The sequence below is a fragment of the Hahella sp. NBU794 genome, from assembly GCF_050749805.1.
GTDB lineage: Bacteria > Pseudomonadota > Gammaproteobacteria > Pseudomonadales > Oleiphilaceae > Hahella.
Genome location: NZ_CP192738.1, coordinates 6,487,636 through 6,512,913, shown reverse-complemented (window position 1 = coordinate 6,512,913; position 25,278 = coordinate 6,487,636). Strand labels below are relative to the sequence as shown.

Genomic DNA, 25,278 nt, shown 5'->3' with positions numbered 1-25,278 from the left:
CTTTACGAGAGCGCCTATGTCCGTCGGTTACGAACTTATCAACCAGACCAAGAAAGAACGCATCACGTTCGCCCATCTTCCCGTCAGTACGCAAAATGAAATCGTCGGCCATCCCGTCTCGGCGACCATGGTGTGCTGGTATCTGATGAATAACATCGGCGACGACATTCAGTTTGTTTCCGACACCTATGACGACTGGCCGTTTCGCTCCGGTCAGCGTAAAGATTATCTCGCCTATCCCGATCGCACCGACGCTGTCATCGCAACACTTGTTCAGGAAGGCGTTTTGCAGGAGGATGGCCTTCTTTATGTGGACGAAGACGAGCCTCATTCCGTATACATCCGGGCGTTGCGCAACGTCTGGCTGGATAACTGAATAGAGATTGATCGCAACACAACCCAAGGAGCCACTATGAACTACAAGGGCAGCTGCCATTGCGGCAATATCGCGTTTGAAGTCGAAGGCCAACTGACGGAAGTTTTGGCGTGTAATTGTTCCATTTGTTCCCGTAAAGGGTCGTTGTTGTGGTTTGTGCCGCGGTCGCAGTTGACGCTGACGTCCGGGGAGAACGCCATGAGCACCTATACCTTCAACACACACGTTATCCAGCATCGGTTTTGCCCTACCTGCGGCATTCATCCCTTCGGAGAGGGAACCGACCCCTCCGGCGCCAAGATGGCGGCGATTAACGCCCGCTGTCTGGAAGGGGTGGATCTGGACGCGTTAAAAGTGAATCACTACGACGGGCGCTCGAAATAACTCACGCGCCTGTCCTCGCTAACATTGAGAAAACTTATGCTGGAAGAAATCAAAGAAGCCAAAGAAAACGGAACCCTGGTCTCCATCGAGCGGGACGAAGTGGACGAAAACTGCCTGCAGGCGTTCGTGCTGGATTACTCCGATGAGCTGGTGCTGTTGCAGTACGTGTATGACTTCAATCTCGACGGTTTGATGGTGATTCGCATGGGCGACATCACCGACGTCTACATGGGCGCAATCAACATCCTGCAAACGCAAATGCTGAAGGAAGAGGGGCTCTACGAGAAGGTGGAGTTCGACATCCAATGCGACCTGAGCAACTGGCGCACGACCTTGTCCACCCTCGGACAACGCTATGATTACCTGATTCTGGAAGACGAAAATCCCCAGGACCCCATGTTCCTGATGGGTAAACTGGCGGAAGTGAGCGACGACTACGTGCTCGCCAACGGCTTCGACGGTGAAGGACTGTGGGACGACGAAGCGACGGAACTGGGCTATGACGAAATCACCGCCATGAAAGTCAACAACAACTACATAAATTTCTACAAACGCTATTTCGAAAGAAATCCGTCCGCCGTCGACTACGAGTAAACGCCTCCCCAGGCCGTTCGCCGCGCATTTTCATCGCTCTGCGCGGCGGGGCCTCCCCACCTTTTCCCCGTTATCTCCCGCCTTGCGTAATCTCAAACTTGGTCTAAAACTTTTGTAATGTCAGGTCGCCGACATCCTGGAGGGGGGATGCATCGGATGAAGCGCGACTGGCCCCGCAACGGCGCGTTGTCGGGATAAAAAGTGTTTGCCATGGGTGCAAAGGAGCCGTGACGTCGGCGTTGACCGTCGCGTTGCGCTCACATAGCGAGGAGGTTGCTATGCGTAAGGATGTTCTGACCCTCGTCGGCGGCGTTTCTGTTTGCCTGTCGTTGCTGCTCACCAGCTGTCGTACGCCGGAGTCGGGAGCCAGCTCCCCGCCCAGGTCGCAATCCGCCAGTCAGTCCGACGGTCAACCCGCCGATCTCCCGTTACCCACCAGCATGCCTCTGCGGGACTATGAAAAAGTCCTCTACACCTGGCTACTGAAATTCGATTACAAAAAGCTCGGCTGGAAGCACGACAAGGGCGTGCGCGACACCGGTCCCTTCATCCGCAACGAATATTTCGGCACCCACCCCGCCGTACGCATCTTCTACTCGCCGGAGGTCATGCGCTGGCTGGAAGGCGGCCGCCAGGGCGATATCCCTGACGGAGCCATGATCGTCAAGGAGATGTACACCGCGCCCGGTGTGCTCTATCAGGATCTCGCCAAAGACCCCAAATATCAGGCCGACCCCGACGCCTATGAAGCCATGCTCGGCAAGCTGCTCACCGCCTGGTCGGTGATGGTCCGTGATAAAGCCGGCTCCAAGGATGGCTGGTTCTGGGCGGGGCCCAGCGGCGCGGGAGAAGGGCAGACCATTGCGGAAGCGGTGGACAGCCAATTGGACAACTACAGTCACGCGCCGTACTCCAGTTTCGGCGCGCCCTGCCTGCGCTGTCACGGTTCGGCGGAAAATATGTTCACCTTCAGCGCGCTGCGCAATGTTGAAGGCTTCTTGCCGGAAGAATATCCCCTGCGCTTTTTCGTCGATACGTCCTGGCGCAGTCCCGATCATCTGAGCAGTTACCCCCTGTCTTTGTTGAAAGACGATCCCTACGCCCAGTCGGTGTTTGAAATTCCTGAATTGCAACGCCCCTGGGAAGACTCTGAAGTACCCGGTCTGCAGGCCTTCCTCAGCCATCATATGGGGCAGGCGGAGCTCTCCGCGCTGCCGATGAAGAACGAAGCCCTGCCTAATCCGAACAGCGCGTTCCTGAAGCAGTTTCCGGAGTTGGCGCGCAGCGTCTATCTAAAGGTGAGACCTTTCCCGTCGCAGTGGGCCGACCATGTGGTGCCCGGTCCCGATGGCGCGGAAGCGTTCATCACCTCCAGTAACTGCCTGGGTTGTCATGGCGGCCTGGGCGGATTGCCATATGGCGTCACCATGTTTCTGCAGACCGGTCCTAATTACGGCGAAGGCTTTAATGTCTCCGAGTACGGGGAGTGGCGTTGGTCGCCCATGGGGCTGGCCGGACGCGATCCCATTTTCCATGCGCAGTTGGAAAGCGAAATGGCGTATGTGGCGGCGGACGGAATGATGACCCCCACGCCCTTGAAAGGCAGCGTCGCCGATACGCAAACCGCCATCACCAACACCTGCCTGAGCTGCCACGGCGCCATGGGGCAGCGTCAGTTGGAAATCGACGCTGCGGTTGATCCGGCCCTAGATCCCAACTTCAAGGTGGATTATTTCTATCTCACTCAGGTGCTCTCCGCAGCGGAGCCGAAACCCGCGGACTACGCCTATCACAAATATGGCGAGCTGGCGCGGGAAGGCATTAGCTGCGTGGTGTGTCATCACATCAACGAGCCTTCCGCTGAGCAGGTGTCGAGCTGGAATCCCACCAATCCCGACTGGCTGACGCCCCTGACCCCGAAAGAACTGGCGTTTGGCCTGTTCCACAATTCCACCGGGCGCTTTGAACGCGGGCCGGATGATGAGTATTACGGCCCGTTTAAGGACGTGTCCACCCGCCCCATGGAAGACGTGCTGGGCGTGAAGCCCGTGCACAATGGCTTCATGAAGGATTCGCAGATGTGCGGCACCTGCCACACCATCAACCTGCCCAATATCGGCATGACCCAGAATCCCTACCCGGTGCTGGACGCCGCCGAAACCAATCCGGCGTTTAAGGATTACTCTCATACCATCGAGCAGGCTACCTTCCTGGAATGGCAGAACAGCGCTTTCGCCCAAGGTGAAAACGACCCCAACTCCGACTTCAAGAGCTGTCAGGGTTGCCATATGCCCGGCGGATTTGAAACTCTGGACGGCAGCATCGATATTGATCAGCTCGTCACCCAGGTCGCCACGATTCAGGACGCCAACTATCCAGCCGCAGAGCACACCCTGCCGCTGGAAGACATCGATATCCCCCTGCGTCCGGACTACAACCGTCACGAACATGTAGGTCTGAACGTGTTCCTGCTGGAGATGTTTGACCAGTTTCCGGACATTCTCGGCGTGGATAAAACCGACTACATGACCGGCGCTGACAACGGCGTGGATCTGGCCATCGACAATATGATTCTGCAGGCGCAGAAGGAGACCGTGGATATCGACGTGAAAGTGGAGGGCGTCAGCAACGGCGTACTCACCGCCAACGTCACCCTCACCAACAAAACCGGCCACCGCTTCCCCAGCGGTGTGGCCTTCCGTCGCGCCTTCCTGGAGTTTCTGGTGATGGACGGCGACAAAGTGGTGTGGGGCTCCGGCCGCACCAACTCCGTTGGCGTGATCGTGGACGGCAAAGGCATCCCCCTGAAAACCGAGTTCCTGCCCAGTCCGGACGCCTATCAGCCGCACTATCAGCTGATCACCCGTGAGAATCAGGTGCAGATCTACGAAGAGCTGAACCAGAACGCGCAACACGAATTCACCACCAGCTTCGTCCACCGCGTCTATAGCCCCAAAGACAACCGCCTGCTACCCAAAGGCTGGCGCGTTTCCACTGTGTTCAAACCCGAAGGGCAGGTGATGGAGCAATTCATGGCCTCCACCGACCCCCACGGCGTCGGCGACGACCCGGACTACCAGGACCAGGGCCCCGGCTTCAAAGGCCAGGACGCACTCACCTACAAAGTCACCCTGCCATCCGGCGTCAACACCAGCGCCCTCAGCGTAAAAGCCACCCTCTACTACCAATCCATCCCCCCCTACTGGCTAAAACAACGCTTCACCACCGCCCCCAACGGCGCGGCCACACAGCGTCTGTACTACATGGTCAGCAGACTGAACCTGGAAGGAACCCAGATGGAGAACTGGAAGTTGGTGTTGAAGAGCGCTGAAGGTAGTCTTAATAGATGAGTTAAATATATAAGAGAGTAATGGCTATGACTGAAGAAGTATATAAGTTAATTAAGTCATTAGGCGAAGATAATTTTAAGCAATTGGTGAAAGAATATAATAGGCTGAAATATTCTACATGGGATGTGAATTTAGTTGATGGGCCTTATGATGGTGGGATTGACTTGGTGGTAAGAGTGAATGAGAAGGAAATAAAAAGGAATGTTCAAATAACAGTGCAGGAGAGGCAGTTTGACACAAAATTATTAAAGGATTTGGGTAAGGCTTCTGAAAATATTGATAATTTTTCGTATATGAGAGAAATGCAGTTTTATTGTCCATATAAGGTTACAAAATTGCATCAAAATAAACTCGAGTCTGAAGCTGAAATAAAATATGGGGTAAATCTTAGTATAATTGATGGTTGGAAAATGGCAGAAGATTGCTCTGTGTTCGAAGGGCTTAAACCTTTTGTGTATAAGCTTCACGATGTAAAAGTTAGCTACTCAACGAGAGTTACTAAAGAAGAGAAGGTTATATTTGATTATTTGGCCTTGAGCAAAGATTCTGTTGAGGTAAAAAAAAGGTTTGTTCAATTTTATATATTGTCTTTTCTTCAAGACAACCCTGGCTCAACATTAGACGATATAGTCAAGGGTATTGCTAGTGGTATTGGCGTTGATATGGAAAGGAGGCTAATCGAAAATCAAGTTTCAAATTTGCTTACTAATAAGAGAATTATAAAAAACAAGGAAAGAGGTGAGTATTGTACTTCAGAAGAAGAAGGGAAGCGACTTGATAATATACTTACAGTTGTTAACGTGAAAGAAAATGAAGTTATATCAGAGTTTGAAGTGATATTGAATGAGTATGGTTGTTCTGAGCTTGTAGATGATGTTTTTATGCTCATAAGAAAGATCTATCAAGTTGGGTTTGGTGCGGAGGCAGATGAGCTTAATCACAAACTATCAACTTATGAAAAAGATATTAAAGGACTTTTTAAAGAGTTAGAGGAATTTTTTGATAAGAAAGGTGTATGTGTTGACAGTAAGCATCGAGTTATATATAGCTTGATTGATGCCTCAAGAAAGAATGACTATTTCTCTAAAGTCTCTGCTTCTTCTCTGTATGCGAGTCTGTTTCAGAATAATAAGCTTGATAGATATATTGGGGAGAAGGATATATTTGCATGTCTTGATACGCAAATATTGCTGAGATATATATGTGTTAAGTATAGATCTCTTAATGATTATTCGGATAAGTCATATAATGCTACGAAAAATATGATGGAGTGTGTGGCTAATAGTAATGGGAAGATAAATATATTTACTACTGAAGACTACGTTGGTGAGTGTGTTTCTCATCTTTGGGCCGCTGTAAAGCTAGATAGATTTACAAAGCTTGAGTATGTTAAAAAGCTGGGCCCGTCAAAAAATGTATTTTATAACTTCTATATTCATTTGGCTGATAGTGCATTTAGAGAGTTTGCAACTATAGCTGACTTTATTGATGACATTGTTGGCGTCGATATAGCTGGACTAAGTTGGACCCAGTTTGAGTCGCAGGCTAGCAGAAGGCTTATGGAAATTCTTGATATGACCAACCTGAAGGTGGAAAGTCATCCTCAATACCCTGAATTGTTTTCAATAAAGAGAGAATATGAACTTGACTTGGCATCTAATAGATATAGGAAGACAATGAACGCAATAGTGAGTGATGTTAGAACGGCAGTATTGCTTGGCCAAGAAGATAGATTTATAAATGAGTCTGGTGTATATAGTGAGCCGTTTCTAATAACATGGGATTCCTCTTTTCAATATCTCAGGGATATAGTTTATCAAAGCAACAAACTTTCCTCATGGCATCTTTACGTGCCTTCTAAGTTTGTTGATCATATATATGTCATGAATTTTAAAGTAGATCCTGAAAATGTAGGGATGAACATTGCTTCTTTGATCGACGAAGACTTCAATACGTCAAGCAAGTTTAACAGCTTTTTCGATATTATTTCTCTATACTTTGATAGGGATGATATTGGAGAGATCCCTATCGCTAGACAACTGGTTGAGATTAAGGAGAGAACATTTAACTATAAAGAAGAAGATCGGCATTCTCACGAGAGAGATTTTTCTAATCCGTTAACGGATATATTATTGGATATTAGAAAACACTATAAAGATAGGGATGTGGATTATAGTTTTGATGATGTTATAGATATATTTGAAGATGAAAGTTATGAAAAGCCAATAGTAAATCTTTTGATAAAAACTCTTGAAGAGCAAGGAGGCGTAGAAGATATAATTCAGTCTCTTGATAAGTATATATCTACAAAAAAATCAAGGCCATCTAACACATAGAGCTGCCAATTGATATTTGCTTGATGGGAAAACTATAAAAGTGTTCACATGTGAACAAAGCCTTGAGGTAAATTTGCTCCAAACCACTTCCCAGCCCCAATGGAGCAAATCAAATGAAGGGCAATCGCATTATCAAACAAGCACTGACCATCCTGGCCGCCCGCCTGCGCGAGCCCGGCGCAGTGATCGCCAGCCCCCGCTTCGCCTACGACTACCTGAAACTGAATCTGGCTGAACTCCAACACGAAGCCTTCGGCGTGTTGTTTCTGGATAACCAGCACCGCGTTATCGAATTCGATCTGATGTTCCGGGGCACCTACAACGAATCCACCGTCCACACCCGCGAAATCGCCAAAAAGGCGCTTTCACTCAACGCCGCCGCCGTCATCTTCGCCCACAACCACCCCTCACAAAACGCCCGCCCAAGCCAAAGAGACATCCGCCTCACCCGAGAAGTGAAACGCACCCTCGACCTATTGGAAGTACGAGTGCTGGACCATGTGATTATTGGAGGGATGGAGGAGTTTAGTTTTGTGGAGAATGGGATTTTGTAGGGGAGGGGGATTTGAGCTACTCCGAATGTTGGAAGGCGCTGCGCTTTTCCAACCTACGAAAATTCGGCGGCGTCAGTGATAGAGATGTTCTGTTAAGAATGCGTGGCGTGCGCCCAGGGAAGCAACTGGGCGTATGGCAATAACTGTAGGTTGGATAAGCGAAGCGCCATCCAACATTGTGCGTATGTTACTGGTTCTTATCTTCAAAAGGCAGGAGATCGGCGACTTTCGTTAAAAACTCATCCAAGGGAATATAAGCGTCGCAGTGCTCCAAAGGAACGCTCCATCCAAACTCCTCATCCCAGGTCATCACGTCGTACATATAGCGAAGGGCGGCAAGACAAGGTTTTGTGCGATCTGGCTCGCCATATTGCCATTGGATAATGGCGTCTGGAACTTTAGAACCATCAGAAGGATCTAGAACACCAGTGAAGGCGCCTATGACTTCAGAAACGGGTATGAAGCCGACTACCTTGGCGATTTTGGAGTCGAAGGGCACCCAGTAACTATCTCCACTTGGATCAACCTGCCAAAAGAGAACATCGTAAACAGTGCCTGCTGGGTACTGGATGGCGGAGACATAATAAATACCGCCTTTTTCTGGAGCGCCCTGGCGCCAATTGACTTCACTATTTGAAGCTACCATAGCATTGTCTCTCCTTTATTTACCGCTCTTTCAAACTCATCAACCATTTCTTGAAGTCTAAATTTAGAATTTGTATTGAGCTGGCCATGCGCATCAAGCCAGAAATCCAGTATTCCAAATGCGCTTCTTTCTTTATGTGGAAGTTTATCTTCTGACCAAAGCGTGCAGTATACTAGGGCGTAATTGCTTGTCCAGTCTACTTGTTTGTTAACGTTGTATCTTCTTGTCGCCTTCAGATGCGAGGGAGAGCCTTTTTCTAGAATATGTGCGTGGTATGTATCTTCTAGCTTAAGAGGGTCTTTGTCATAAGGGACATCCCTCCCGATAAGATATCTAATGTTTATATAGTTATTTGTGTCATTGAATTTTAAGTTTTCTTTCTTGTACTCGATAAAATCCCTTATTAAGTCTTGAAGCTCTGGAATTGCTTGGAACTGGCTCTTTATCTGTGGACTAAGCCAAACCTTTTTAGCCTTGCTCATCAATTACTTCCCTGTGTTTAGTAAACAATCATGGTCCACTTGTGTCCATTTTTCTCTGCATCCTTTCTTGCTCTTTCGAATGCATCAGCGACTTTCTTTATATTTTCAGGGGTTGGCTTAAAACGAGGTACGTAAGCTGGCTTGTTTGGGGTTTCGTTTTTTGTCTTGTCGGTCATAGTGACTAATCCTTTAAGCGTGTATAAGATGATTTTGAACTTCGAAATTCGTATCTATTTTGACAACGACTTTTGATTATCTTGTGTGTGTCGGATGATGTATAGAAAGCTGGCTTGGTTTAATGTTAAAAATGATTAACTTTGATGGTAGGCATATAATTCTGTGAAATTTTAGATGGAAGGCATAAATGTGGCTATATATCGTATTATCCATGAGGAATCCTATTTAACTTTCGAGATTCCCACGGGCGAAGTCCTGAAAAAGCTGGGTCGTGAATACCCGTTTCATATCAAGCGTTTTCCTGTGCCTTACAGCGCTATTTGGAAACCGTTAAGTATCCGATTCAAAGCGACAGACAGCGGCGTTGAAACTATCCCAGATATAGCAGCCAGAAACGGTCGACTTTTCTTTAACGAAAAGGCGTACAACACATTGAGCGGCCTTTTGGCCCAAGCAGGGGAGTTTTTACCGGTTAACTTCGATGAATCCCACGGTTACCTGTTCAACCCTTTGCGAACAGCGGAAGAAGTGGATGGCGTGGATCGGCGTTTGACGGCGTACGATGCAAATCAAAACTTGGTAAACATCGCCTTCGACGAGTCCAAGGTTGGCGGCTTTCCTATATTCCGAACTGAACTGGATACCTTCCAGGGCATATTTTGTAATGAAGCCTTCGCCGAAGCATACAGGCAGTCAGAACTAACCGGCATTTTTCTCCATTCGGACTTATCCAATCCGCTTGGCGAGAGCTACGGCGTAAAGCATTGATGCTCTGAACCCCCAGTCACCGTAGGTTGGATAAGCGAAGCGCCATCCAACAGTTTTTCTCACATGTCGCGATACACTTTTCGCCTTCCGGTGATGCCTGTTTGTTTCTCTCCACGACGGACTTTAGGCGTTGTTACCGCTATATTTCTTTCGGGAAGGCGCTCGGATAACATCACAGCGTTTCTCCGTTTTCTGCAACCTGATCTCCCTTCACTCAACGAGTAATACTTTTACAACCTCATATGAAAAAACACTATTTGGCCGGACTGCTGTGTGGATTACTGATTAGTGGCGCCGGCGGGCGCTCCGCCCTCGCTGCAACGTCGGAAGAGTTGTTCAAGAGCGGGCAGTATGAAGAATTCTTTTCTCAGGCTCATGAGGCGGCGGCCAAGGGCGACGCAGACGCTCTGTTTTTGCTTGGTAAAGCTTACGACTTGGGAAAAGGCGTTAAGGAGGACCGCGAACAGGCTCGTGTTTATTATCAACAGGCTCGGGAGAAAGGCTCTGCGCGAGCCAGCCATAACCTGGGCGTGATGGAGATTGACGCCAAGCGGCCCAAGGCCGCTATTCCGCTTTTGCAGGAAGCATTGGAGCGGGGGTTGAAGATGCCTACGTATATTAACCTCGCGGCTGCGTATAACGAGCCCGATCCTACCTCTGTGTACGCCGTGGCGGGCGTGCTTCCCAATATTCTCAAGTCTGGCGATTACTACGCCAAGGCGCATGAATCGGCGCCGGACGCAGGATATGACTTCGAAGCTTCCCGGCAATATGTGCGCGCTTACCAGATGTCCAGGCATCTATTGCCGGGAGAGCGTGAGGGTTTTGACTCGTCCGCCTTGAGAAAGCAGGCGGTGGAGTGGCTGCAGAAGGGGATGGACAGAGACCTCAGGCAGGCATGGACCAACTACGGGGTGCTAATGCTTGATGAGAAAAACTACGCGGAAGCCCAATCCGCCTTCAGCAAAAGCGCGGCGCAGGATGAGCCGGTGGCCCACTATCATTTGGCTCGCATCGCGGAAATGGGATGGGGTCAGGAAGAGCGCGATAGAGAACAGGCGTTGATTCACTACGAGAAAGCCGCCCTGCTAGGGCTGGAAGCGGCCCGCCAGCCCGCCAGAAGTCTGTTGGAAGAGGAACTCAGATACGAAACCGACATAGATAAGCTGGAACAAGGCCTCAAACGGCTGGAGGCCCTACGCAAGCCGGATGATTATAACTACATATCGCTGAACTCGCCTGAAGCCCGCTTGATGTGGGGGAAATTCTTGCGTGATCAAAAACGAACAGCTCAGCCTCTCCCCGCGCTGCCGATCGTTCTAAAGGCCTGCGGATTGGGATTCAGTCAGCCTCATGGAGAGCAATTCAACATCGGAGAAAATTCGAGCTGGCGTTTGGAAGCGCACAAAGCACTGGGCGAAGTTGAATCGCTTGCTTTCAGTGGTTTAGTAAACACCGAAGGCTGCGCGGAACTGGACCAGGAAATGCCGGAAAACGTGCGCGCTCTACTCAATGAGGGGGCGGTGCTAGCGCTCAGATTCCCCAACTACTCGTTGCCTCTGCAGTGGAAAGAAGAAACAAAAAATATCCTCCTCGACATGCAACCCATTGGCGCCCCACTGCCAAGTGGGATTTAACTACTAAGCCCCTGACATTGCTCGATCCTGAAAACGCCCTGAACCTCTACGATAGGCAGGGCGTTTTTCTTTATTTGGGCTTATCCAATCCGCTGACGAGACTACGTAGTCTCTGACTCTCAATCACCGTAGGTTGGATAAGCAAAGCGCCATCCAACGGCGCCCCAGAGCCGCCACTTCATACCCCAGGAATCGGGCTTAATCAGCTCCGCCAATGCCCATATAAAAGCTCAGGCTTGATTGCAGGATATTGCTTTCTTTATTCGGCAAAAAGGAAACGCTGTATTCGACAAAGTCGTCGAAGGTGAGTGGCTCTTGAGGCAACCCAAGTGAAAGAGGCTTTTGACCATCAAAAGCGTTTTTCTCCAACTCCGATGTCACTATGCTGCTCAGCGAGGGTGAATAGGTTGGCGTGAGCTGAGCGTATTGAGCATGCTTTTCGATGATTTGCCCAATGGACTGGCTTGTGGGGGCTGGATTCTGACCGGAGAAAGAATAACTGACCTCAAAGTTATACATGTCACAGTATTTGTGTTCTATAACGGCGATATCGCCATTTTTATACACAAGATAAAGCTTTTTTATATATTCATCACTTTTTCTGTCTCGTTCTGTGCTCCAGTGTGAAAGCGCCACACTGCTATCTGTTACGGCCGCCTCCTTAACAAATGTCGCTTTATAGCCACACTGAGCTTCTTCAGCACTACAACTAGCGGTTGCAATAAGTAAAAATGAGGAGAATATGATTTTTTTCACTTCAGGCTCCAATTAGCAAAGTCCATTTATGTATTTTATGGGGTTTAAGATAGATCCCTTGTCATATATAGGGAGTGCCTTATTATTTGGGATGATTTCTATATGCCAGCACTTATTTGATTTGTTTGTCTCATCAATTAACTGGCTTATGTACCCATCTTTATTGAGTTGACTTAATGCGTTGTGAAATTTTTCTTTATTGAAATTTTTGCTCGCGGACTTTGTTGAATTGTAGCCAATATCGAAGACGTTTAAGGTTTTGTATGAGCTCTCGGAAACACAATGCTTTGACACCCTTTTTCCGGCCTTCTCAAGATTTACTATCTCGTCCTCCATTAAGCTAATAATATCACTCTCTGATTTTTCCTTGTTACTATCATATATATCTAGGACTTTGTCACCATTTCGACCGTATAAAGCATACTGTTTCTTCAGATTGAGCTTTGCATTTTTATACATTAGTTTCGCCTGCTCACTCGGCGTTCGAAGGGTTGAGGTAATAACTGCGTGGGACATTCCTGCTTCTTTAAGCGCTATCTTTATAACAGAAATAGCATAATTTGATACAAGTTGCTGATCCTTCGGAAGGGTGCTTTTGTAGGTGACAGTTTGACCACTTAGGCCAGAGAATGACTGTATTTTTTTAGTAGAAACTATGAGAGTTGCTTCTTTTCCCTTAAACAGTGAGGTTTCCAGGAGAGATAGCTCATCATTGCTTAAATACATGGTTAAATATCGAAAAGTCTTTCCATTGGGATCTACCCTGCCATCGGGGTGTCTTATTCCAATTGCTTGTTTTTGAAATTCTTTTATGGCGTGAATGGATTTGTTTCCAATTTTCCCGTCTACCGTTAATGGTTTAATCTCAGTTTTCCAGGCGTCAAAGGCATTAATCAGTGCTTGGATGATAGCGACGTCATTTCTCCTATTGGCACCATTTATACCTACAGAACTGGTAATAGTGATAGTCATATTTACACCTAATTATTCACAATGCATCGTTGCGATAGAAGAAAAAATACTCTGCCTGAAAAATCCATGCCCCTAACTTCCTTTGAACATAATAATATGAGATAGCGTTATTGCGCGTATAGTTAAGGATGTCACAGGGGGGGCTAGTAATAAAGCTAGAGTTATCCCTAGGCACAGCGGCTCCAATCGCTGGCGCATTGATACTGGTTGAGCTGTTCCTTGGTGGTGATGTCACTGTTTTTCTGGGCGTTGAGGCTTTCTGCGCGGATTTCGTCATCATGATGATCGCAGCGACATTGTTGCTCGTCTTAAATCCACACATAGCGGAGACTAACGGGCTGAAGGAGTCGGATATGGCCGACTTCTACGTCAGTAAATTTCTCAGGCCTTCTCAGGAGCCCATGGCCCCACCTTAGAATCTCCGTCACGTCAGCTCTTAATTTCTACCGGGGACTCCTTGAGGAAGCATCAAGCTTGGGCAAGTTTTGTGCTGCTCCTTCCAAATCCTGTACATCCCGAATGCTTGCCTTCATTTATATAGATGAAGCCATAGGAATGCATAAAAAATAATAACGAAAATCACATAAATTCAGCGGCATTGCACTGATGTGTCGTTACGCTTTTATATAATGCACTCATTGACGAAGCAGGGACATTACGCTTCACGAAGGAGATGATAATAATACATATTGAATTCCTTTTTATGTAAGGAATTTATATCTAATACACTCCGTCCGCTACTGATGCGGATATCTATGGACGCCATATTTTTGAATATGGATGTAGGTAAGCTAGCGTTTTATTTTTTAAATAATAAAGCGCCAATGTTAAGTTAAGGGAATATTGTGCAGTTAACAGAGCTATCAATTATAGATGAAGTAGCCGAGAGACTACTTGACCTACCAAAGGATGTGAGTACTGAAGAGGCCATAAAGTCTAACCTGGATTTTATGAAGGGGCTTGTTAAAGAAAATATCCCAGAGCGTATGCTGCTGGAGATTCTGGACTCTGAAGAATTGTTGGAGAAAATCGCGGGCCGTTCGTACGAGCACGTCAATCACTTCGACAAAATAGTACTAGTAGATAACCCTGACCCAAGAGGGTACAGGTTGACCCTACACAATTGGAACCCAAATCTGGATGCCTCTAAAAGGCATGAAGAGTTGGTTCATAATCATCGATTCAGCTTTTGGTCTCATATTTTCAGAGGAAAACTCTCTTCTGATAATTTCATTGAGGCGGATGAAGAGTCAGTAGAGCTGAAAACATTCCGTAAATATAAGTATATGCCTTCAAAGACAGGAAATATTCATACCTGTGATTTTGAAAGCGAAGCCCAACTGAACAAGATCGCTAAAACGGAATATGTTAAGGGACAAACCTACTATCTGAATTACCTCGTTACACACAGAGTTAATTTTCCTGAAAAAGGTGAAGCGTTATGCACCTTTGTGCTGCGCGGCCCAAGAGAAAGGGAGTTCACAAATACCTATAACACGTTCTACCCCGATCGTGGCAAGGAGCATAACACTCCTATGATGAGTCCGGCGCAATTGGAAAATAAATTAAGAAGGATTTTGGAATCAGCATGAAAAGTCTGAAGATTGATAACTCTCAACCAGTTTTTGAAGTAAAAAAAGGCCATAACGTATTTAATCAACTTGCTGTAAAAGTTGATATGAACGGCGTGACGGATGAGCAGTATTTTGAATGGCTGGACTTCGTGGCTGAAGATGCGGCGAAACACATCAACGGCGTGCGCTTTCTGGAAAAGGAAGGCGTCAGGGATAATCCGCCTCTAAATACCGCCGTCTACTACGACACCAAAGATTATAAGCTCTTGCCGACAGGTGCGCTTTTACGGACTTCATGCAATAAAGTCACTCATGCTTTCTGCGCTTTTAAAATGCCGGAAAATGAGCATGGTAACAGGCTGGATCGGCGTCATGTTTTTCAGGACGAGAAGAAAAAGCAAATTCAGGAGGCTCCATACAGTCCTGAGTCCGTCAAAATTGTAAAAGACTTACTCAAGGATCAAGAGCTTGATCAGCCAGGTAAGTATTTGTTCAGAGAGTTTAATATCGCTGGTGATGAGCTGGAGCCAGCTGTTGTTCTCTTTGGTAACCGTTCTACGTTCTTTGTTCGAATTGACGAGTATGACGTACTCCGTTGCTCATTGGATCGATCCAGAGTCATGGATTACAGAAAGGATATTAATGGAGAACGAAAGGCTTTCTTCCAGGAAGTGGAAATCTCCATATATCCAAGAATCAAAAAAGAAATCTCTGAAGATGTGCGCATTATCGAGCTGATTGACTATCTGGTGGATAGCTTGAAGCAGCGTTTCTCAACAAAGGTTATCTATGACATCAAGTATCAGCGCGCGGCTGAAGCGTTAGGAATAGAGTAACTGGCGATAGCCGGACGCGATGCGTGTCCGGCTGACCTTTGGGAAGATAATGAAAATACATCTTATCAGGCATGGTCAATCCAAGTGGCAAACTGGAGAGAGCGCCAGTAAGGATAGCGCCCTTACTGAACTCGGCGTCAGGCAATCGCTGCTGCTCGGGGGAAGGCTGTCCGCAATCGTTAACGATAACCAAACGGAGAACGTGTTTTATAGCAGTCCGTTGATTCGGTCTGTGCAGACAGTAAACGCGGCTGGCGTTAATTACTCGATTGCTACCGGATTGAAGGAAGCAAGTTTTCATGTGGCGAGCGAGCTGCCAGGTTTCGCACATCCGGCGGAACATGAGCGGTTACTTTCCGATAGCCAAAAATATCTGTATTTCAGGCGCACTGTTGAAAGTGTTTTCAAACAGCTTACGAATAATGAAAGTAAGGATGTCTTCCTATTTACTCATGGAGGTGTGATTAAAACTATTCTGAGAGTGATTCATAGTACAGACACCGTTTGCTACAAGATAAACAATTGCTCATTAACAATACTTACATGGCGTCGCTCTAGATGGCACTTGGATGCGCTTAATGAGTGTAATCATCTGCCATTGGAAATGGTGACTTAAATTTTATGAGTAAAAATGGATTTTTGCAAAGTTGTTTCAGGGAGATAAAGTGCAAGCATAAATCTCATTTATACAAAAAATCAGGCTTCGATGATTCAAATGGATTGATAATTTTGAAGCCGGAATTGGCGAATAGTTTGATTAATACCGAAGCGGTATTTTCATACTTACACCTGCTTTGTGATAAATACAGTGTTTGCATTGACAGCTGTCATATTCTCCCTGGCAGCTATTTAAAAGAACATAACTTGATAAATGGCGTATATGAGAAAGCCTATGTATACGCATCCATGTCCCCCAATGAGTTCGCTGCAAATCAACAGCTGTACACGCGCATTGTTGCGCTATCCGGCTCCGAGTGCGAGGTATACGGAAGTCTGTCGTTACAAAGTTTAGGCTACTCTAGCCAACACCTAATGGCGCTTTGGCGTCGTGGTGAGCCAGCCGTTCGTATTGAAGAGGGACTTTATGTTGTTGAAGCAGACCTGGATGGAAGAAGAATAGTTCTGGCCAATGGATTTTACCCGCTTCAGCTTAGTCATTTTATATCGGATAAAAGCCGCTCTATCTTCTTTACTTTTCATTCGGATTCGCCCTTTGAAATATTGAAGTTTTTTCTTCAAGGAAGTACGAACCCGGAAGAAAGTCACCCAGGCTCATTAAGAGGGTTTCTGTATAGAAATAAAGATAAATTCGGGATTGATATAAATATATCAAGAAACGCCATACATCTGTCTGGCTGTGAGCAGGAAGGGATCAGGGAGGTAGATTTAATGAGAGAGTTAAAAGTGTGGAGTACAGTGGAAGTTAGGGAATCATGAGCACTTATATCATCGGAGACATTCATGGGTGTGCGAATGAGTTGGACCGTTTGCTCCGTGAAATTAAGTTCAACCAACTCCACGACAAGCTCATTCTTACTGGTGACCTGGTTGGTAGAGGTCCCGCCTCCGAAGAAGTAATAGAACGGCTTATGGAGTATGGCGATGCAGTGGTTAAGGTGCTTGGCAATCATGACTTGAAACTTCTGGCGACGCACTATGGGTTGGCTCCGCCGAAGAAGTTGGATAACACGGAGAGGCTGTTGCGCAGACCTAGAGTTAAGGACTATGTCGCCTGGCTTGAGGACTCCAAATTTGCTCATTGGGATGAGGGCTGCGCTGTCATTGTGGTGCACGCGGGCGTACCGCTTAACTGGCCGGTCAGTCAGCTCAGGAAAAAGGTGATGTTACTGGAGAAATCCGTAGCGGAGCATGGGTATGAATGGCTTCTCCGCAAGATGTATAGCATTGGGTTGCCTGATCATCTGAACAATGACTTTGAATCAAATCTTATATATACCGCACAGGCGCTAACCAGGGTCAAGTTTGTAGATGAAAGTGGCCAAATGAATACCCTATTCAATAGTGCGCCAGGATCTCAACCCAATTATCTCTACCCTTGGTATGCGTGTAGAGATGTGAAGAGAAACGCAGGATACAAGATTGTATTTGGTCACTGGGCGGCGCTGGGTTTGACCATTGGTGATTATTACATATGTTGTGACGACGGTTGTGTTTGGGGAGGAAATCTATGCGCAATTAACATGGATGATTTAAGTGTCACCAAAGTGGCGAGTGACTATAAAGCGGATGCATAGATGTAAAATAAAGGAGTGTGGTTATGGATATTCTGATTGTTGTTTTAATATTTTCTATCGTGCAATCTATATTGGGCGTTGGTTTGTTAGTTTTTGGGACGCCTACGCTACTCATGCTGGGCTATGGATTTATAGAGACGTTAATTATACTTTTACCTTGCTCTTTGGTCATCAGTACGGTGCAAGTAAGCACTTCATGGCGTCAGATCGATAAACTGAAATTAACCCTTCCATTATTATCTATTCCCACCATTGCTATTGGGATATATTTTTCCGCTAGTTTTGATGAGCCCAGTGTACTATACTCGCTGATTGGTGTGGGAATGGTGTTGACGGCTATTTCGAGATTATCTGTTAAAGCATCTGCTTTCATGGGCCGTCTTGCTTCGTGTTTTCTTTTCTCATATATTCCAATTATGGGGCTGATACATGGATTGACTAATATGGGAGGCGCTTTGCTTACCATACTTGCTTCAAATCTATACAGTGATAAGGGAAAAGTGCGTAGCAATATAGCGTATGGATATTTGATCTTTGCTATAGCGCAGCTAACTGTTATCTTCACTATCCTGGGCGAGGATATTCGTTCTCTAAATTACTATTATCCAGTCATGGCGGTTGCTGTTTATTTGAGCGTAGGAAAGCTGATTTATAATAATATAAAGAGTGGCCTATACAATCATTTGGTGACTGGTTTGTGCATGGCGTATGGGTTAGTCCTACTGTTTACTAAGTAGAAAAGGAGTTTCTTTTGTGAAGGTTGCCTTTTTGTTCTTGTTGGGAGTGGTTGTTGTATTTCAATACTCGAAGTTCCCAATTATTGTTCCCTATCTTTCATCAGACATGGGAATGACTATCGTCGAAGCCAACTCAATTCTTTCTATGATCAGCTTTATAGGCATTTTCTTTGGGGCTTATCTGGCGAGTCTTGTAAAAAAACTAAGCGTAGAAGTCATTGTGACGCGGTCTCTGGTGGTCGCGTCTCTGGCTTCGTTGGCGATGTACTTCACAACAGAATCATATGCTTTCGTTTTTCTGAGGGTAGTGGAGGGGATCACCAATATACTGATGATGATCGCCATTCCTACGCTCCTGTTCAAAGTGTGTAAGAACAACACCAATGTCGTGATGGCGTTATGGGGAGCTGTGTTTGGGGTCGGTTTCGCCGCCGCCAACGTTATTTTTCCTTATATTATCTCGATTTTTTCATGGGATGCTGTGTTCCTGGCGCACTCACTCATGCTCCTTTGCTTACTGGCGGCCTACCTGAGCGTTTACCACAAGCCTGCCGAGGCTGCGCCCGTCCAAGCGAATACGGACGGTTTTGGACTCTCCATATACAAGAGGCTGCTGACGCACAGACCTTATCAGCTCATCATGATGGTGTTTCTGTGCTTTACGCTGATGTATATCTCAAGTGTGTCCATGATTACTTCTTTCCTTTCCGAGAACGCCTCGGAAGGCATTGATTATGCGACCTCAATTATTTTCATATGCACCCTCCTTGGGGTTCTCTCCGTCCTGGTGACTTCTTATTTGATCAGCAGGAACGTCTCTCCGCTATTGATGATCGCTATTTCGGCGGTTTTTATTGGCGTTAACGCGGCCTACCTGTTTGATACGGAGAATTTATCTCCGCTCCATTACTGCATCCATTTTCTGTTTCTCGGCGTGTTTGAAGGCGCAGTTTTCTCCCTGGTGACATTGGTAGCCTTCAATGAGCATGACATGATCGAGATTAAGTCTGGCTATATTCATACTGGCAACTTTGGCTCGTTTTTTGGCCCTATTGTCGCTTCTCTGTTTGTCGCTAATGGCGATTGGGATAATTTAAAGTATCTTTTTGCCGCGGTGGCGGTTGCAGCCCTGATATTCAGCTTGCTCTCGTATGTAAGGCTTGAAGTGAAATTAAGAGAAGTCGCAACCCAAGAGGGATGAAAATGGATAACTTGGAAATTGAAAGGAAGTTTCTTGTCGAGCGCTTTGAGCCGCATCTTATGCAGGTCAAATCAGTACATAAAATCCGGCAGGGTTATATGTTTCTGGACGACACTAAGGAAGTGCGTTTGCGTAATAAAGACGAAAAGTATTACCTCACCATAAAAGTCAATCAGTCTGGCATCGTTCGTCAGGAATTTGAGTACGCCATTCCTGCTGCGGATGGAGACCGCTTATTTGTGTCCGCTATAGATAGCTCTCCGATAGAGAAAACCAGATATATAGTGTCCGTAGCGGATAAAGAGTGGTCCGTCGATGTATTTCATGGTGAGAATGAGGGATTAATGATGGCGGAAATAGAGCTTGATAGTGTTGATGAGTCCTTTATTTCCCCAGACTGGCTGGGGCTTGAGGTAACTGAAGACCGACGTTATCGTAACGCTTACCTTTCCCATACGCCTTTTAGCTCATGGAACTCTAAAAGTGAATAACGTCATTTCAGTTAATAATGAAACGCTGCAATCGTTTCCTGTCATAGAAGACTATTCCGCCTTACGGGAAATTAGTTTGAACGGGAATAGGATTAGCGAAATCCCAAATGCTATTGGACTCGCTGCTAACCTGAAAAAATTCAGCGTCTTCGATAATCAAATCGCGGAGATTGCGTCTGAGATCTGGAGCCTGACTCAGCTTGAAGATTTGAACGTCAGTAAGAATCAGTTAGCCGCGATTTCCAGTGAGATTGGCAATTTGACCAAGTTGAAGTTAATCGATATTGCGCACAACAGGTTGAGCGAGATTCCGGGTTCGATTGCAAACTGTCGTGACGTGGAGTTTTTATACGCCAGTAACAACAAGATTGCTGCGCTGCCGGGTTCACTGACGCGTTTGGATAAGCTGCTTTACCTTAACCTGAGCGATAACCCGCTGGCGGCGTTGCCGGAGGATTTCAGTTTTGAATCACTGGTGGAGTTCAGATTGTATAACAGCGGACTTGCCGCCTTGCCGGACTCTTTCTTCCTGTCCCGAACGCTGAAAGAAGTGTACCTCCAGAACAATCGTTTAACTGAACTGCCGAAGACGGTTGGACGTTCAACCAAGCTACGTAAGTTATTCCTGGAGGGCAATCAGATCACGGCGTTGCCTGATGAAATCAGGGGCTGTGCGTCACTGGAAGAACTCGATTTGCGCAACAACCCCATTGAGCACCTGCCAGACGCCATCGGTGAACTGAAACAACTGCGTCTGTTGGATCTCAGAAAAAATCGCTTGGAAACGCTGCCTGAATCGATCCTGTCGTTGGAGAACCTCTGCAAACTGGACCTGCGCTGGTCAGAACGGCTGCAAATGCCGGAATGGCTCGACGAACTCAGAGCAAGAGGCTGTCTGGTTTACTGCTAATGCTGGCCTGGAGGCGGCGAAGTAACAGCGCTAGGTTGCTTCGCCTTCTTCATCTTCCAGAACTTTCGAACTGGCTCCGGTGACGAATTCCGCTTGCTGGTCGACGAGTACGATTTCTGCGACTTCTATGATGTCCTGATTTTCTTTTGTTGGAGCGGTAAAGTTTTCAGGAACGTACCGTTCGCATTTGGAAACGTCCATTACCCACATTCTGTTCTCGCTCAGATAATTATCGAGCGCATCCAGCGCCGCCCTCATTGAATTTCCCGGGACGATGATGATGCCCGCGATATATTCAGATCCGTCCAAATTCATAAGCGAAAACTCATCCATGTAGGCTTTGAAGTGAATGATCCAAGCGGAGTGTTTTGTCATTGGGTTGTTGTGTCCTGACAGTGCAACGTTAAGGCCGACAGCAAGTCTTGCGGGTCAGCGGAATATGTCTGGCGACTGCGTTCAGAAATGCATCCAGTGGGATATGCCCGCGACAGTAGGCGATGGGAGTGCTCCAGCCGAACTCTTCATCCCAGGTCAGGATATCGTAGGAGCCTGGGGCTGCGGTGATCTGGGGCGCTTTGGCGTCTGGTTCGCCGTCGCGCCAAGGCAATATGGCGGCCTCGGCCTGGTAGTCTTCCTCGATGTAATAGGCACCGGTCAGGTATCGTAAGGCGTCTTTGACGGGCATGTAGCCTATTACTTCAGCGGTGGGGGAGTCGAAGCCGTTCCAACATCGGGTCTGGCTGCTTTGGCGGTCATATGCGCGATACATGGCGTCATAAACCAACCCCGCCGGGTAGGCGATCGCCACCAGATAGAGAATGCCGACTTTACACTCTGTCCCGGATAGCCACATGGGTTTTGCAAGCGTCGGCGATGTCATTAAATTTCACTTTTTCCTGTTCTACTTTCCCGGCGTATACTCGGGTTGAAGCGGTTCGCTTTGTGCGGAAAATTATCCATGTTGGGGGCGGAGCTGTATAGAAAGCCGGCTTGGTGATTGGCGGTTTATTCTGAGAAATACGCTGCATTCGCGTAGGGTAAATCCTCCGGCCGCTGGTTAAACCGGGAATAGTGGGCTATCTGTTTTTAGCAGAGAACAAGGAAAAGACTTTTAGTAGTGGGCATCTGAGAGACGAGTTGAGCAGGGTTATGGCTAAAGCAAGCGCGATAAATACGCCGGTGCATATTGTTCTGGTCGGCGATTCCATTTTTGATAATGCATCCTACGTTGATGAAGGCGACTCTGTTGTCGAGAAATTGCAGGCGGCGGTTGGGGACGACGTGAAGGTGACCCTGATCGCGGTGGACGGCAGCGTCACCACGGATGTGTCGGAGCAACTGGTGGATTTTCCCGACGACGCCTCTCACGTCATCGTGAGCTGTGGCGGCAATGACGCCCTGAGCGTGATTAACATTCTGGACGCCCGCGTCAACACTGTCGGCGCGGCCATGCGCGCGATGGACCGGGAGCGCGACGCCTTTCGCTCCAACTACAGCAACATGCTGGAAGCCCTGCTGGAAAAAAGCCCGAATCTGGTGGTCTGCACCGTTTACAACAACACCCCGGGCCTGGGAACGGAAGCGTTGGCCGGGCTGGCGCTGTTTAACGAGATTATTCTGGAGGAAGCCATCGCCAGACGGCTCCCTGTCATCGATCTGCGCAACCTTTGTCAGGATGTAGGAGATTACTCCGCCAGATCCCCCATTGAGCCCTCCGCCCAAGGCGGGAAGAAAATCGCCAAGGTTATTCAGCGAGTTGTGACGCTGCATGCGTTTGGAACCGGAGAGAGCAGAGTCTACGTCTAAGCACACCTGCCTCGCTTCAAGCGAGAACACGGGGCGGGCATACGGGATAAACCCGTTCGCCCTGAGCTCGTCGAAGGGCCTTCCAGAGCGTCAACTTTCCCTGCTTCCAGACGTTGCTTTATGATTCCGCCGGTCCGGTTTGCGCGAGATCATCCTGATAATCAGCAAGAATATGCTGATCCAGCAGCTCCAGCCTGACCTTCAACGCTTGCGCGTATTCAGGCGTTGGCGGCGCATTCACTGGAATCAGATTCTGCACCGACTCGCCTTGCTCCACCGCCGCCACCCATTCCTCCATGGCTCCGATATAGCCATCCAAAGCGCAGGCGGCATTGGGCGCGTCTTCCGTGGTGATATAAGCCGTGGGCAGATCGCCGGTAATCACCCAGACCCATTCGTTCACCTCCGACCGCGCCGGGCGAATCTGAAAAAGAAACACCCCCAGGATGCCCGGCGTATACATGCCGATATAAGACTGCAGGATCTCCTCGCACCAATTGTAGAAAGCGAGCTCATCTCCCGCCGCGCGCAGAAGCTCGGAAAAATCGTCTTTATCCTGTGAAAGCGTTTTTAAGTAAGCGGAAGTTTCCACCACTTTACTCATATCGACATAGTGCAAGTCAGACTCCTGATAAGCTGTCCCATTAAAACCAGCGCCTTTATGCCAAAGTTATTCGAACAGGGGAATAGCCAGCAGCTGACCCCAGACGAAAAAAACGCGAATAAAGGGAGACATAACCCCCCCCCCCCCGCTCGCCCTGAGCCCGTCGAAGGGCCTCCCAGAGCGCCAAAGACCCTCATAAAGACTGATCCAATACAACACCCACCCCCACATACTCTCGCCCACCGGGCCACTAAATACCTCCGTTCGCCCTGAGCCTGTCGAAGGGCCTCCCAGAGCGCCAAAGACCCTCAGTAAAGACTGATCCAATACAACACCCAATCCCACACACTCTCGCCCACCGGGCCACTAAATACTCCCCGCTCGCCCTGAGCCTGTCGAAGGGCCTCCCAGAGCGCCAAAGAAACCGCCGGTAGCCCAGACGCCTTTGCCTGAACCAAACCGCTAACCCTATACTCACTGGCGCGATAAAACACAAAGGGCGTAAGCAAGCGTGTGGAAGTTTCTGAAGTACCTGTCTCTGACCATTTTTATATTGGCGCTCCTGGCGATAACGGCGCTGGCGTATCTTTGGACGACCCGCGAACCAGATAAATGTTTTATACCAGATCAATACAGCCTGCTAAGTTCCAAAGAAATGAACGGCGACGCTTATCAGCTTTATTATGTCGTGTCAGGGTGGGCGGATAAGCTTGAGTTCTTGACGCTGTATCGCGGAGACCTCGTCTACGATCAATGTGGTGGCGTCAGTTCCGAAGCCCTTGATAATGTTTATATCGACAGGGGACCCGAGGGGGCGGAGAACCAGGCTCCGACCAAAATTATGGTTGAAGGCGAGCGGATACGTATTGAATATGCGCCATTGAGCGAAACAAGGTCGCCTGTGTCTAAGTTGCCAGTCGAATGGCTATCTCCCTCGCAGAACGCGGAGAATTTATAAACGGGGTAGTGCATGAAGAAAAGAGTGACATTGGTCCGCGTCGGCGCTCTCTCTTGTCTGCGCGGAATAGCGGCTTTGTTTGCGCTGCTGTGGGCAGCGGCGACCTTTGCTGTCGAGAAAGACGTTGATCAACAAAAAGTACTGGCCTATGTGGAGAAGCTGAGTGAAATCAAGTCGCCGCAACAGGCGCTGGATTATTGGCGTTCGCTGGAGCCGGAGCTGGGCGAAACAGACGGGCGTTATGAATACTGGCTGGGGAAAATCTACCAGGATTTACAACAAAACGAAGCCGCGCTGCAGGCGTTTAACCAAAGCGTCAAACTCGATCCCGGCAATCGCTGGCCCTACATAAAAATCGCCGAGATAGGCATTCAGCAGGGGGCGTTCGAAGCGGTGGAATCACTAATGAACAAGCTCATCAAAGCCTACCCCGACTGGTCTGTTCCTCCCCTGACTCTGGCGCATTCCTACTACGCCAGCGGGCGCTATGACGACGCGGTGAAGGCGGTGACGACCTCCCTGAAGATCGAACTCACGCTGGAAGGCTACGTGCTGCTGAGCAAGGCCGCACTGGAGACCAAAGACTACCTCACCGTCGTCCAGGCTGGCGTGACGGCGCAGGAAAGCGATCCGCAACTGCAAAAAGACCCCGAACTGTCCGAACGCATTGTGCAGGCCCTGGTCGGCATGGAACGTCGCGACAAAGCCGCTGTCTATCTCAATGGCCAAAAGTCCGCGTTGCCTGCAGAGACGATTCAGGCGTTGCAGGAAAAATACGGGCTTAAGTAGTTTTTGCCTCGGCGCTCTGTCGCCCGACTCAAGCCGGGCGTCATAAAATCGGCGAAGCGTCGATATTAAGCGAGAAGGACGCCTA

28 protein-coding genes are annotated in these 25,278 nt (G+C 48.0%); 20 read left to right on the top strand and 8 right to left on the bottom strand.

The genetic code is table 11. From position 1 onward, the window contains the following. Positions 1-16 precede the first annotated feature (16 nt). The 6 genes from ACQYWX_RS28680 (at position 17) to ACQYWX_RS28655 (ending at position 7,594) form a co-directional block, all read left to right on the top strand. Positions 17-376, top strand: a complete 360-nt coding sequence (locus ACQYWX_RS28680; protein WP_279501349.1) for a hypothetical protein — start codon at positions 17-19, stop codon at positions 374-376. Positions 377-412: 36 nt separating this feature from the next. Further along, entirely contained in the window at positions 413-760 is a 348-nt protein-coding gene (locus ACQYWX_RS28675) for a GFA family protein (RefSeq protein WP_279501351.1), read from the top strand. Between the two features lie 36 nt (positions 761-796). Continuing rightward, positions 797-1,354, top strand: coding sequence for a hypothetical protein (locus tag ACQYWX_RS28670; protein ID WP_279501353.1), 558 nt, complete (start codon positions 797-799; stop codon positions 1,352-1,354). A gap of 278 nt (positions 1,355-1,632) precedes the next feature. Continuing rightward, a complete protein-coding gene (locus ACQYWX_RS28665) occupies positions 1,633-4,704 on the top strand; it encodes a hypothetical protein (RefSeq protein ID WP_431687175.1) in 3,072 nt (1,023 codons plus the stop codon). Positions 4,705-4,730: 26 nt separating this feature from the next. Beyond that, entirely contained in the window at positions 4,731-7,040 is a 2,310-nt protein-coding gene (locus ACQYWX_RS28660) for a hypothetical protein (RefSeq protein WP_431687174.1), read from the top strand. Positions 7,041-7,153: 113 nt separating this feature from the next. After that, complete coding sequence (locus ACQYWX_RS28655) at positions 7,154-7,594, top strand: JAB domain-containing protein (RefSeq protein ID WP_431687173.1); 441 nt, start codon at positions 7,154-7,156, stop codon at positions 7,592-7,594. Positions 7,595-7,781: 187 nt separating this feature from the next. Here the strand turns inward: ACQYWX_RS28655 and ACQYWX_RS28650 are convergent, their stop codons facing one another. From ACQYWX_RS28650 to ACQYWX_RS28640, 3 genes are read right to left on the bottom strand one after another with little or no spacing between them, the layout of a single operon-like run. Continuing rightward, entirely contained in the window at positions 7,782-8,240 is a 459-nt protein-coding gene (locus tag ACQYWX_RS28650; protein ID WP_011400235.1) for a hypothetical protein, read from the bottom strand. Beyond that, on the bottom strand, positions 8,234-8,722 hold the full coding sequence (locus tag ACQYWX_RS28645) for a type II toxin-antitoxin system YafO family toxin (RefSeq protein WP_279501359.1): 489 nt from the start codon (positions 8,720-8,722) through the stop codon (positions 8,234-8,236). Before ACQYWX_RS28645 ends, ACQYWX_RS28650 begins: the two co-directional genes overlap by 7 nt. A 17-nt stretch (positions 8,723-8,739) precedes the next feature. After that, positions 8,740-8,898, bottom strand: coding sequence for a hypothetical protein (locus ACQYWX_RS28640; RefSeq protein WP_279501360.1), 159 nt, complete (start codon positions 8,896-8,898; stop codon positions 8,740-8,742). Positions 8,899-9,088: 190 nt separating this feature from the next. On the opposite strand from ACQYWX_RS28640, the gene ACQYWX_RS28635 reads away from it, so the two are divergent. After that, the gene (locus tag ACQYWX_RS28635; protein ID WP_431687172.1) at positions 9,089-9,667 is read left to right on the top strand and encodes a hypothetical protein; all 579 of its coding nucleotides are present in this window, start codon (positions 9,089-9,091) and stop codon (positions 9,665-9,667) included. A gap of 242 nt (positions 9,668-9,909) precedes the next feature. Beyond that, entirely contained in the window at positions 9,910-11,304 is a 1,395-nt protein-coding gene (locus ACQYWX_RS28630; protein WP_431687171.1) for a tetratricopeptide repeat protein, read from the top strand. A gap of 198 nt (positions 11,305-11,502) precedes the next feature. Here ACQYWX_RS28630 and ACQYWX_RS28625 read toward each other — a convergent pair whose 3' ends face one another. Continuing rightward, a complete protein-coding gene (locus tag ACQYWX_RS28625; RefSeq protein ID WP_431687170.1) occupies positions 11,503-12,060 on the bottom strand; it encodes a hypothetical protein in 558 nt (185 codons plus the stop codon). A gap of 12 nt (positions 12,061-12,072) precedes the next feature. Then, complete coding sequence (locus ACQYWX_RS28620; RefSeq protein WP_431687169.1) at positions 12,073-13,032, bottom strand: peptidoglycan-binding domain-containing protein; 960 nt, start codon at positions 13,030-13,032, stop codon at positions 12,073-12,075. A gap of 845 nt (positions 13,033-13,877) precedes the next feature. Between ACQYWX_RS28620 and ACQYWX_RS28615 the strand changes: the two genes are divergently transcribed. From ACQYWX_RS28615 to ACQYWX_RS28575, 9 genes are read left to right on the top strand one after another with little or no spacing between them, the layout of a single operon-like run. After that, positions 13,878-14,624: a hypothetical protein gene (locus tag ACQYWX_RS28615; RefSeq protein WP_431687168.1), complete on the top strand. Its 747-nt coding sequence runs from the start codon at positions 13,878-13,880 to the stop codon at positions 14,622-14,624. Beyond that, positions 14,621-15,442: a hypothetical protein gene (locus ACQYWX_RS28610; protein WP_431687167.1), complete on the top strand. Its 822-nt coding sequence runs from the start codon at positions 14,621-14,623 to the stop codon at positions 15,440-15,442. Before ACQYWX_RS28615 ends, ACQYWX_RS28610 begins: the two co-directional genes overlap by 4 nt. A gap of 49 nt (positions 15,443-15,491) precedes the next feature. After that, a complete protein-coding gene (locus ACQYWX_RS28605; protein ID WP_431687166.1) occupies positions 15,492-16,058 on the top strand; it encodes a histidine phosphatase family protein in 567 nt (188 codons plus the stop codon). 5 nt (positions 16,059-16,063) lie between these two features. Continuing rightward, complete coding sequence (locus ACQYWX_RS28600; RefSeq protein ID WP_431687165.1) at positions 16,064-16,879, top strand: hypothetical protein; 816 nt, start codon at positions 16,064-16,066, stop codon at positions 16,877-16,879. Continuing rightward, positions 16,876-17,697 carry a symmetrical bis(5'-nucleosyl)-tetraphosphatase gene (locus tag ACQYWX_RS28595; protein WP_431687164.1) on the top strand — a complete coding sequence of 274 codons (822 nt, stop codon included), beginning with the start codon at positions 16,876-16,878 and terminating at the stop codon, positions 17,695-17,697. The genes ACQYWX_RS28600 and ACQYWX_RS28595 overlap by 4 nt, the downstream gene beginning before the upstream one ends. 23 nt (positions 17,698-17,720) lie before the next feature. Beyond that, entirely contained in the window at positions 17,721-18,434 is a 714-nt protein-coding gene (locus ACQYWX_RS28590) for a TSUP family transporter (RefSeq protein WP_431687163.1), read from the top strand. Between the two features lie 16 nt (positions 18,435-18,450). Next, positions 18,451-19,635: an MFS transporter gene (locus tag ACQYWX_RS28585; RefSeq protein ID WP_279501380.1), complete on the top strand. Its 1,185-nt coding sequence runs from the start codon at positions 18,451-18,453 to the stop codon at positions 19,633-19,635. 2 nt (positions 19,636-19,637) lie between these two features. Then, a complete protein-coding gene (locus ACQYWX_RS28580) occupies positions 19,638-20,126 on the top strand; it encodes a CYTH domain-containing protein (protein ID WP_431687162.1) in 489 nt (162 codons plus the stop codon). After that, positions 20,119-21,036, top strand: coding sequence for a leucine-rich repeat domain-containing protein (locus ACQYWX_RS28575; protein WP_431687161.1), 918 nt, complete (start codon positions 20,119-20,121; stop codon positions 21,034-21,036). Before ACQYWX_RS28580 ends, ACQYWX_RS28575 begins: the two co-directional genes overlap by 8 nt. Before the next feature lie 30 nt (positions 21,037-21,066). Here the strand turns inward: ACQYWX_RS28575 and ACQYWX_RS28570 are convergent, their stop codons facing one another. Together ACQYWX_RS28570 and ACQYWX_RS28565 are read right to left on the bottom strand one after the other, a co-directional pair. Further along, positions 21,067-21,411: a hypothetical protein gene (locus ACQYWX_RS28570; protein ID WP_431687160.1), complete on the bottom strand. Its 345-nt coding sequence runs from the start codon at positions 21,409-21,411 to the stop codon at positions 21,067-21,069. 28 nt (positions 21,412-21,439) lie between these two features. Further along, positions 21,440-21,916 carry a hypothetical protein gene (locus ACQYWX_RS28565; protein WP_431687159.1) on the bottom strand — a complete coding sequence of 159 codons (477 nt, stop codon included), beginning with the start codon at positions 21,914-21,916 and terminating at the stop codon, positions 21,440-21,442. Positions 21,917-22,185: 269 nt separating this feature from the next. On the opposite strand from ACQYWX_RS28565, the gene ACQYWX_RS28560 reads away from it, so the two are divergent. After that, complete coding sequence (locus ACQYWX_RS28560; RefSeq protein WP_431687158.1) at positions 22,186-22,842, top strand: SGNH/GDSL hydrolase family protein; 657 nt, start codon at positions 22,186-22,188, stop codon at positions 22,840-22,842. Between the two features lie 118 nt (positions 22,843-22,960). Here the strand turns inward: ACQYWX_RS28560 and ACQYWX_RS28555 are convergent, their stop codons facing one another. Further along, the gene (locus ACQYWX_RS28555) at positions 22,961-23,461 is read right to left on the bottom strand and encodes a hypothetical protein (protein WP_431687157.1); all 501 of its coding nucleotides are present in this window, start codon (positions 23,459-23,461) and stop codon (positions 22,961-22,963) included. Between the two features lie 496 nt (positions 23,462-23,957). Here ACQYWX_RS28555 and ACQYWX_RS28550 point away from each other — a divergent pair, with 496 nt between their 5' ends. Together ACQYWX_RS28550 and ACQYWX_RS28545 are read left to right on the top strand one after the other, a co-directional pair. Beyond that, entirely contained in the window at positions 23,958-24,404 is a 447-nt protein-coding gene (locus tag ACQYWX_RS28550; RefSeq protein ID WP_431687156.1) for a hypothetical protein, read from the top strand. A gap of 12 nt (positions 24,405-24,416) precedes the next feature. Beyond that, positions 24,417-25,193 (top strand): tetratricopeptide repeat protein, encoded by a 777-nt coding sequence (locus ACQYWX_RS28545; protein WP_431687155.1) that lies wholly within the window; start codon positions 24,417-24,419, stop codon positions 25,191-25,193. The last annotated feature ends 85 nt before the right edge of the window (positions 25,194-25,278 follow it).

Excerpts from the sequence above, each read along its gene's own strand:
- ACQYWX_RS28680 (WP_279501349.1), top strand. The coding sequence starts at position 17 with ATGTCCGTCGGTTACGAACTTATCAACCAGACCAAGAAAGAACGCATC.
- ACQYWX_RS28675 (WP_279501351.1), top strand. The coding sequence starts at position 413 with ATGAACTACAAGGGCAGCTGCCATTGCGGCAATATCGCGTTTGAAGTC.
- ACQYWX_RS28670 (WP_279501353.1), top strand. The coding sequence starts at position 797 with ATGCTGGAAGAAATCAAAGAAGCCAAAGAAAACGGAACCCTGGTCTCC.
- ACQYWX_RS28665 (WP_431687175.1), top strand. The coding sequence starts at position 1,633 with ATGCGTAAGGATGTTCTGACCCTCGTCGGCGGCGTTTCTGTTTGCCTG.
- ACQYWX_RS28660 (WP_431687174.1), top strand. The coding sequence starts at position 4,731 with ATGACTGAAGAAGTATATAAGTTAATTAAGTCATTAGGCGAAGATAAT.
- ACQYWX_RS28655 (WP_431687173.1), top strand. The coding sequence starts at position 7,154 with ATGAAGGGCAATCGCATTATCAAACAAGCACTGACCATCCTGGCCGCC.
- ACQYWX_RS28650 (WP_011400235.1), bottom strand. The coding sequence starts at position 8,240 with ATGGTAGCTTCAAATAGTGAAGTCAATTGGCGCCAGGGCGCTCCAGAA.
- ACQYWX_RS28645 (WP_279501359.1), bottom strand. The coding sequence starts at position 8,722 with ATGAGCAAGGCTAAAAAGGTTTGGCTTAGTCCACAGATAAAGAGCCAG.
- ACQYWX_RS28640 (WP_279501360.1), bottom strand. The coding sequence starts at position 8,898 with ATGACCGACAAGACAAAAAACGAAACCCCAAACAAGCCAGCTTACGTA.
- ACQYWX_RS28630 (WP_431687171.1), top strand. The coding sequence starts at position 9,910 with ATGAAAAAACACTATTTGGCCGGACTGCTGTGTGGATTACTGATTAGT.
- ACQYWX_RS28620 (WP_431687169.1), bottom strand. The coding sequence starts at position 13,032 with ATGACTATCACTATTACCAGTTCTGTAGGTATAAATGGTGCCAATAGG.
- ACQYWX_RS28610 (WP_431687167.1), top strand. The coding sequence starts at position 14,621 with ATGAAAAGTCTGAAGATTGATAACTCTCAACCAGTTTTTGAAGTAAAA.
- ACQYWX_RS28605 (WP_431687166.1), top strand. The coding sequence starts at position 15,492 with ATGAAAATACATCTTATCAGGCATGGTCAATCCAAGTGGCAAACTGGA.
- ACQYWX_RS28600 (WP_431687165.1), top strand. The coding sequence starts at position 16,064 with ATGAGTAAAAATGGATTTTTGCAAAGTTGTTTCAGGGAGATAAAGTGC.
- ACQYWX_RS28595 (WP_431687164.1), top strand. The coding sequence starts at position 16,876 with ATGAGCACTTATATCATCGGAGACATTCATGGGTGTGCGAATGAGTTG.
- ACQYWX_RS28590 (WP_431687163.1), top strand. The coding sequence starts at position 17,721 with ATGGATATTCTGATTGTTGTTTTAATATTTTCTATCGTGCAATCTATA.
- ACQYWX_RS28580 (WP_431687162.1), top strand. The coding sequence starts at position 19,638 with ATGGATAACTTGGAAATTGAAAGGAAGTTTCTTGTCGAGCGCTTTGAG.
- ACQYWX_RS28570 (WP_431687160.1), bottom strand. The coding sequence starts at position 21,411 with ATGACAAAACACTCCGCTTGGATCATTCACTTCAAAGCCTACATGGAT.
- ACQYWX_RS28565 (WP_431687159.1), bottom strand. The coding sequence starts at position 21,916 with ATGACATCGCCGACGCTTGCAAAACCCATGTGGCTATCCGGGACAGAG.
- ACQYWX_RS28560 (WP_431687158.1), top strand. The coding sequence starts at position 22,186 with ATGGCTAAAGCAAGCGCGATAAATACGCCGGTGCATATTGTTCTGGTC.
- ACQYWX_RS28545 (WP_431687155.1), top strand. The coding sequence starts at position 24,417 with ATGAAGAAAAGAGTGACATTGGTCCGCGTCGGCGCTCTCTCTTGTCTG.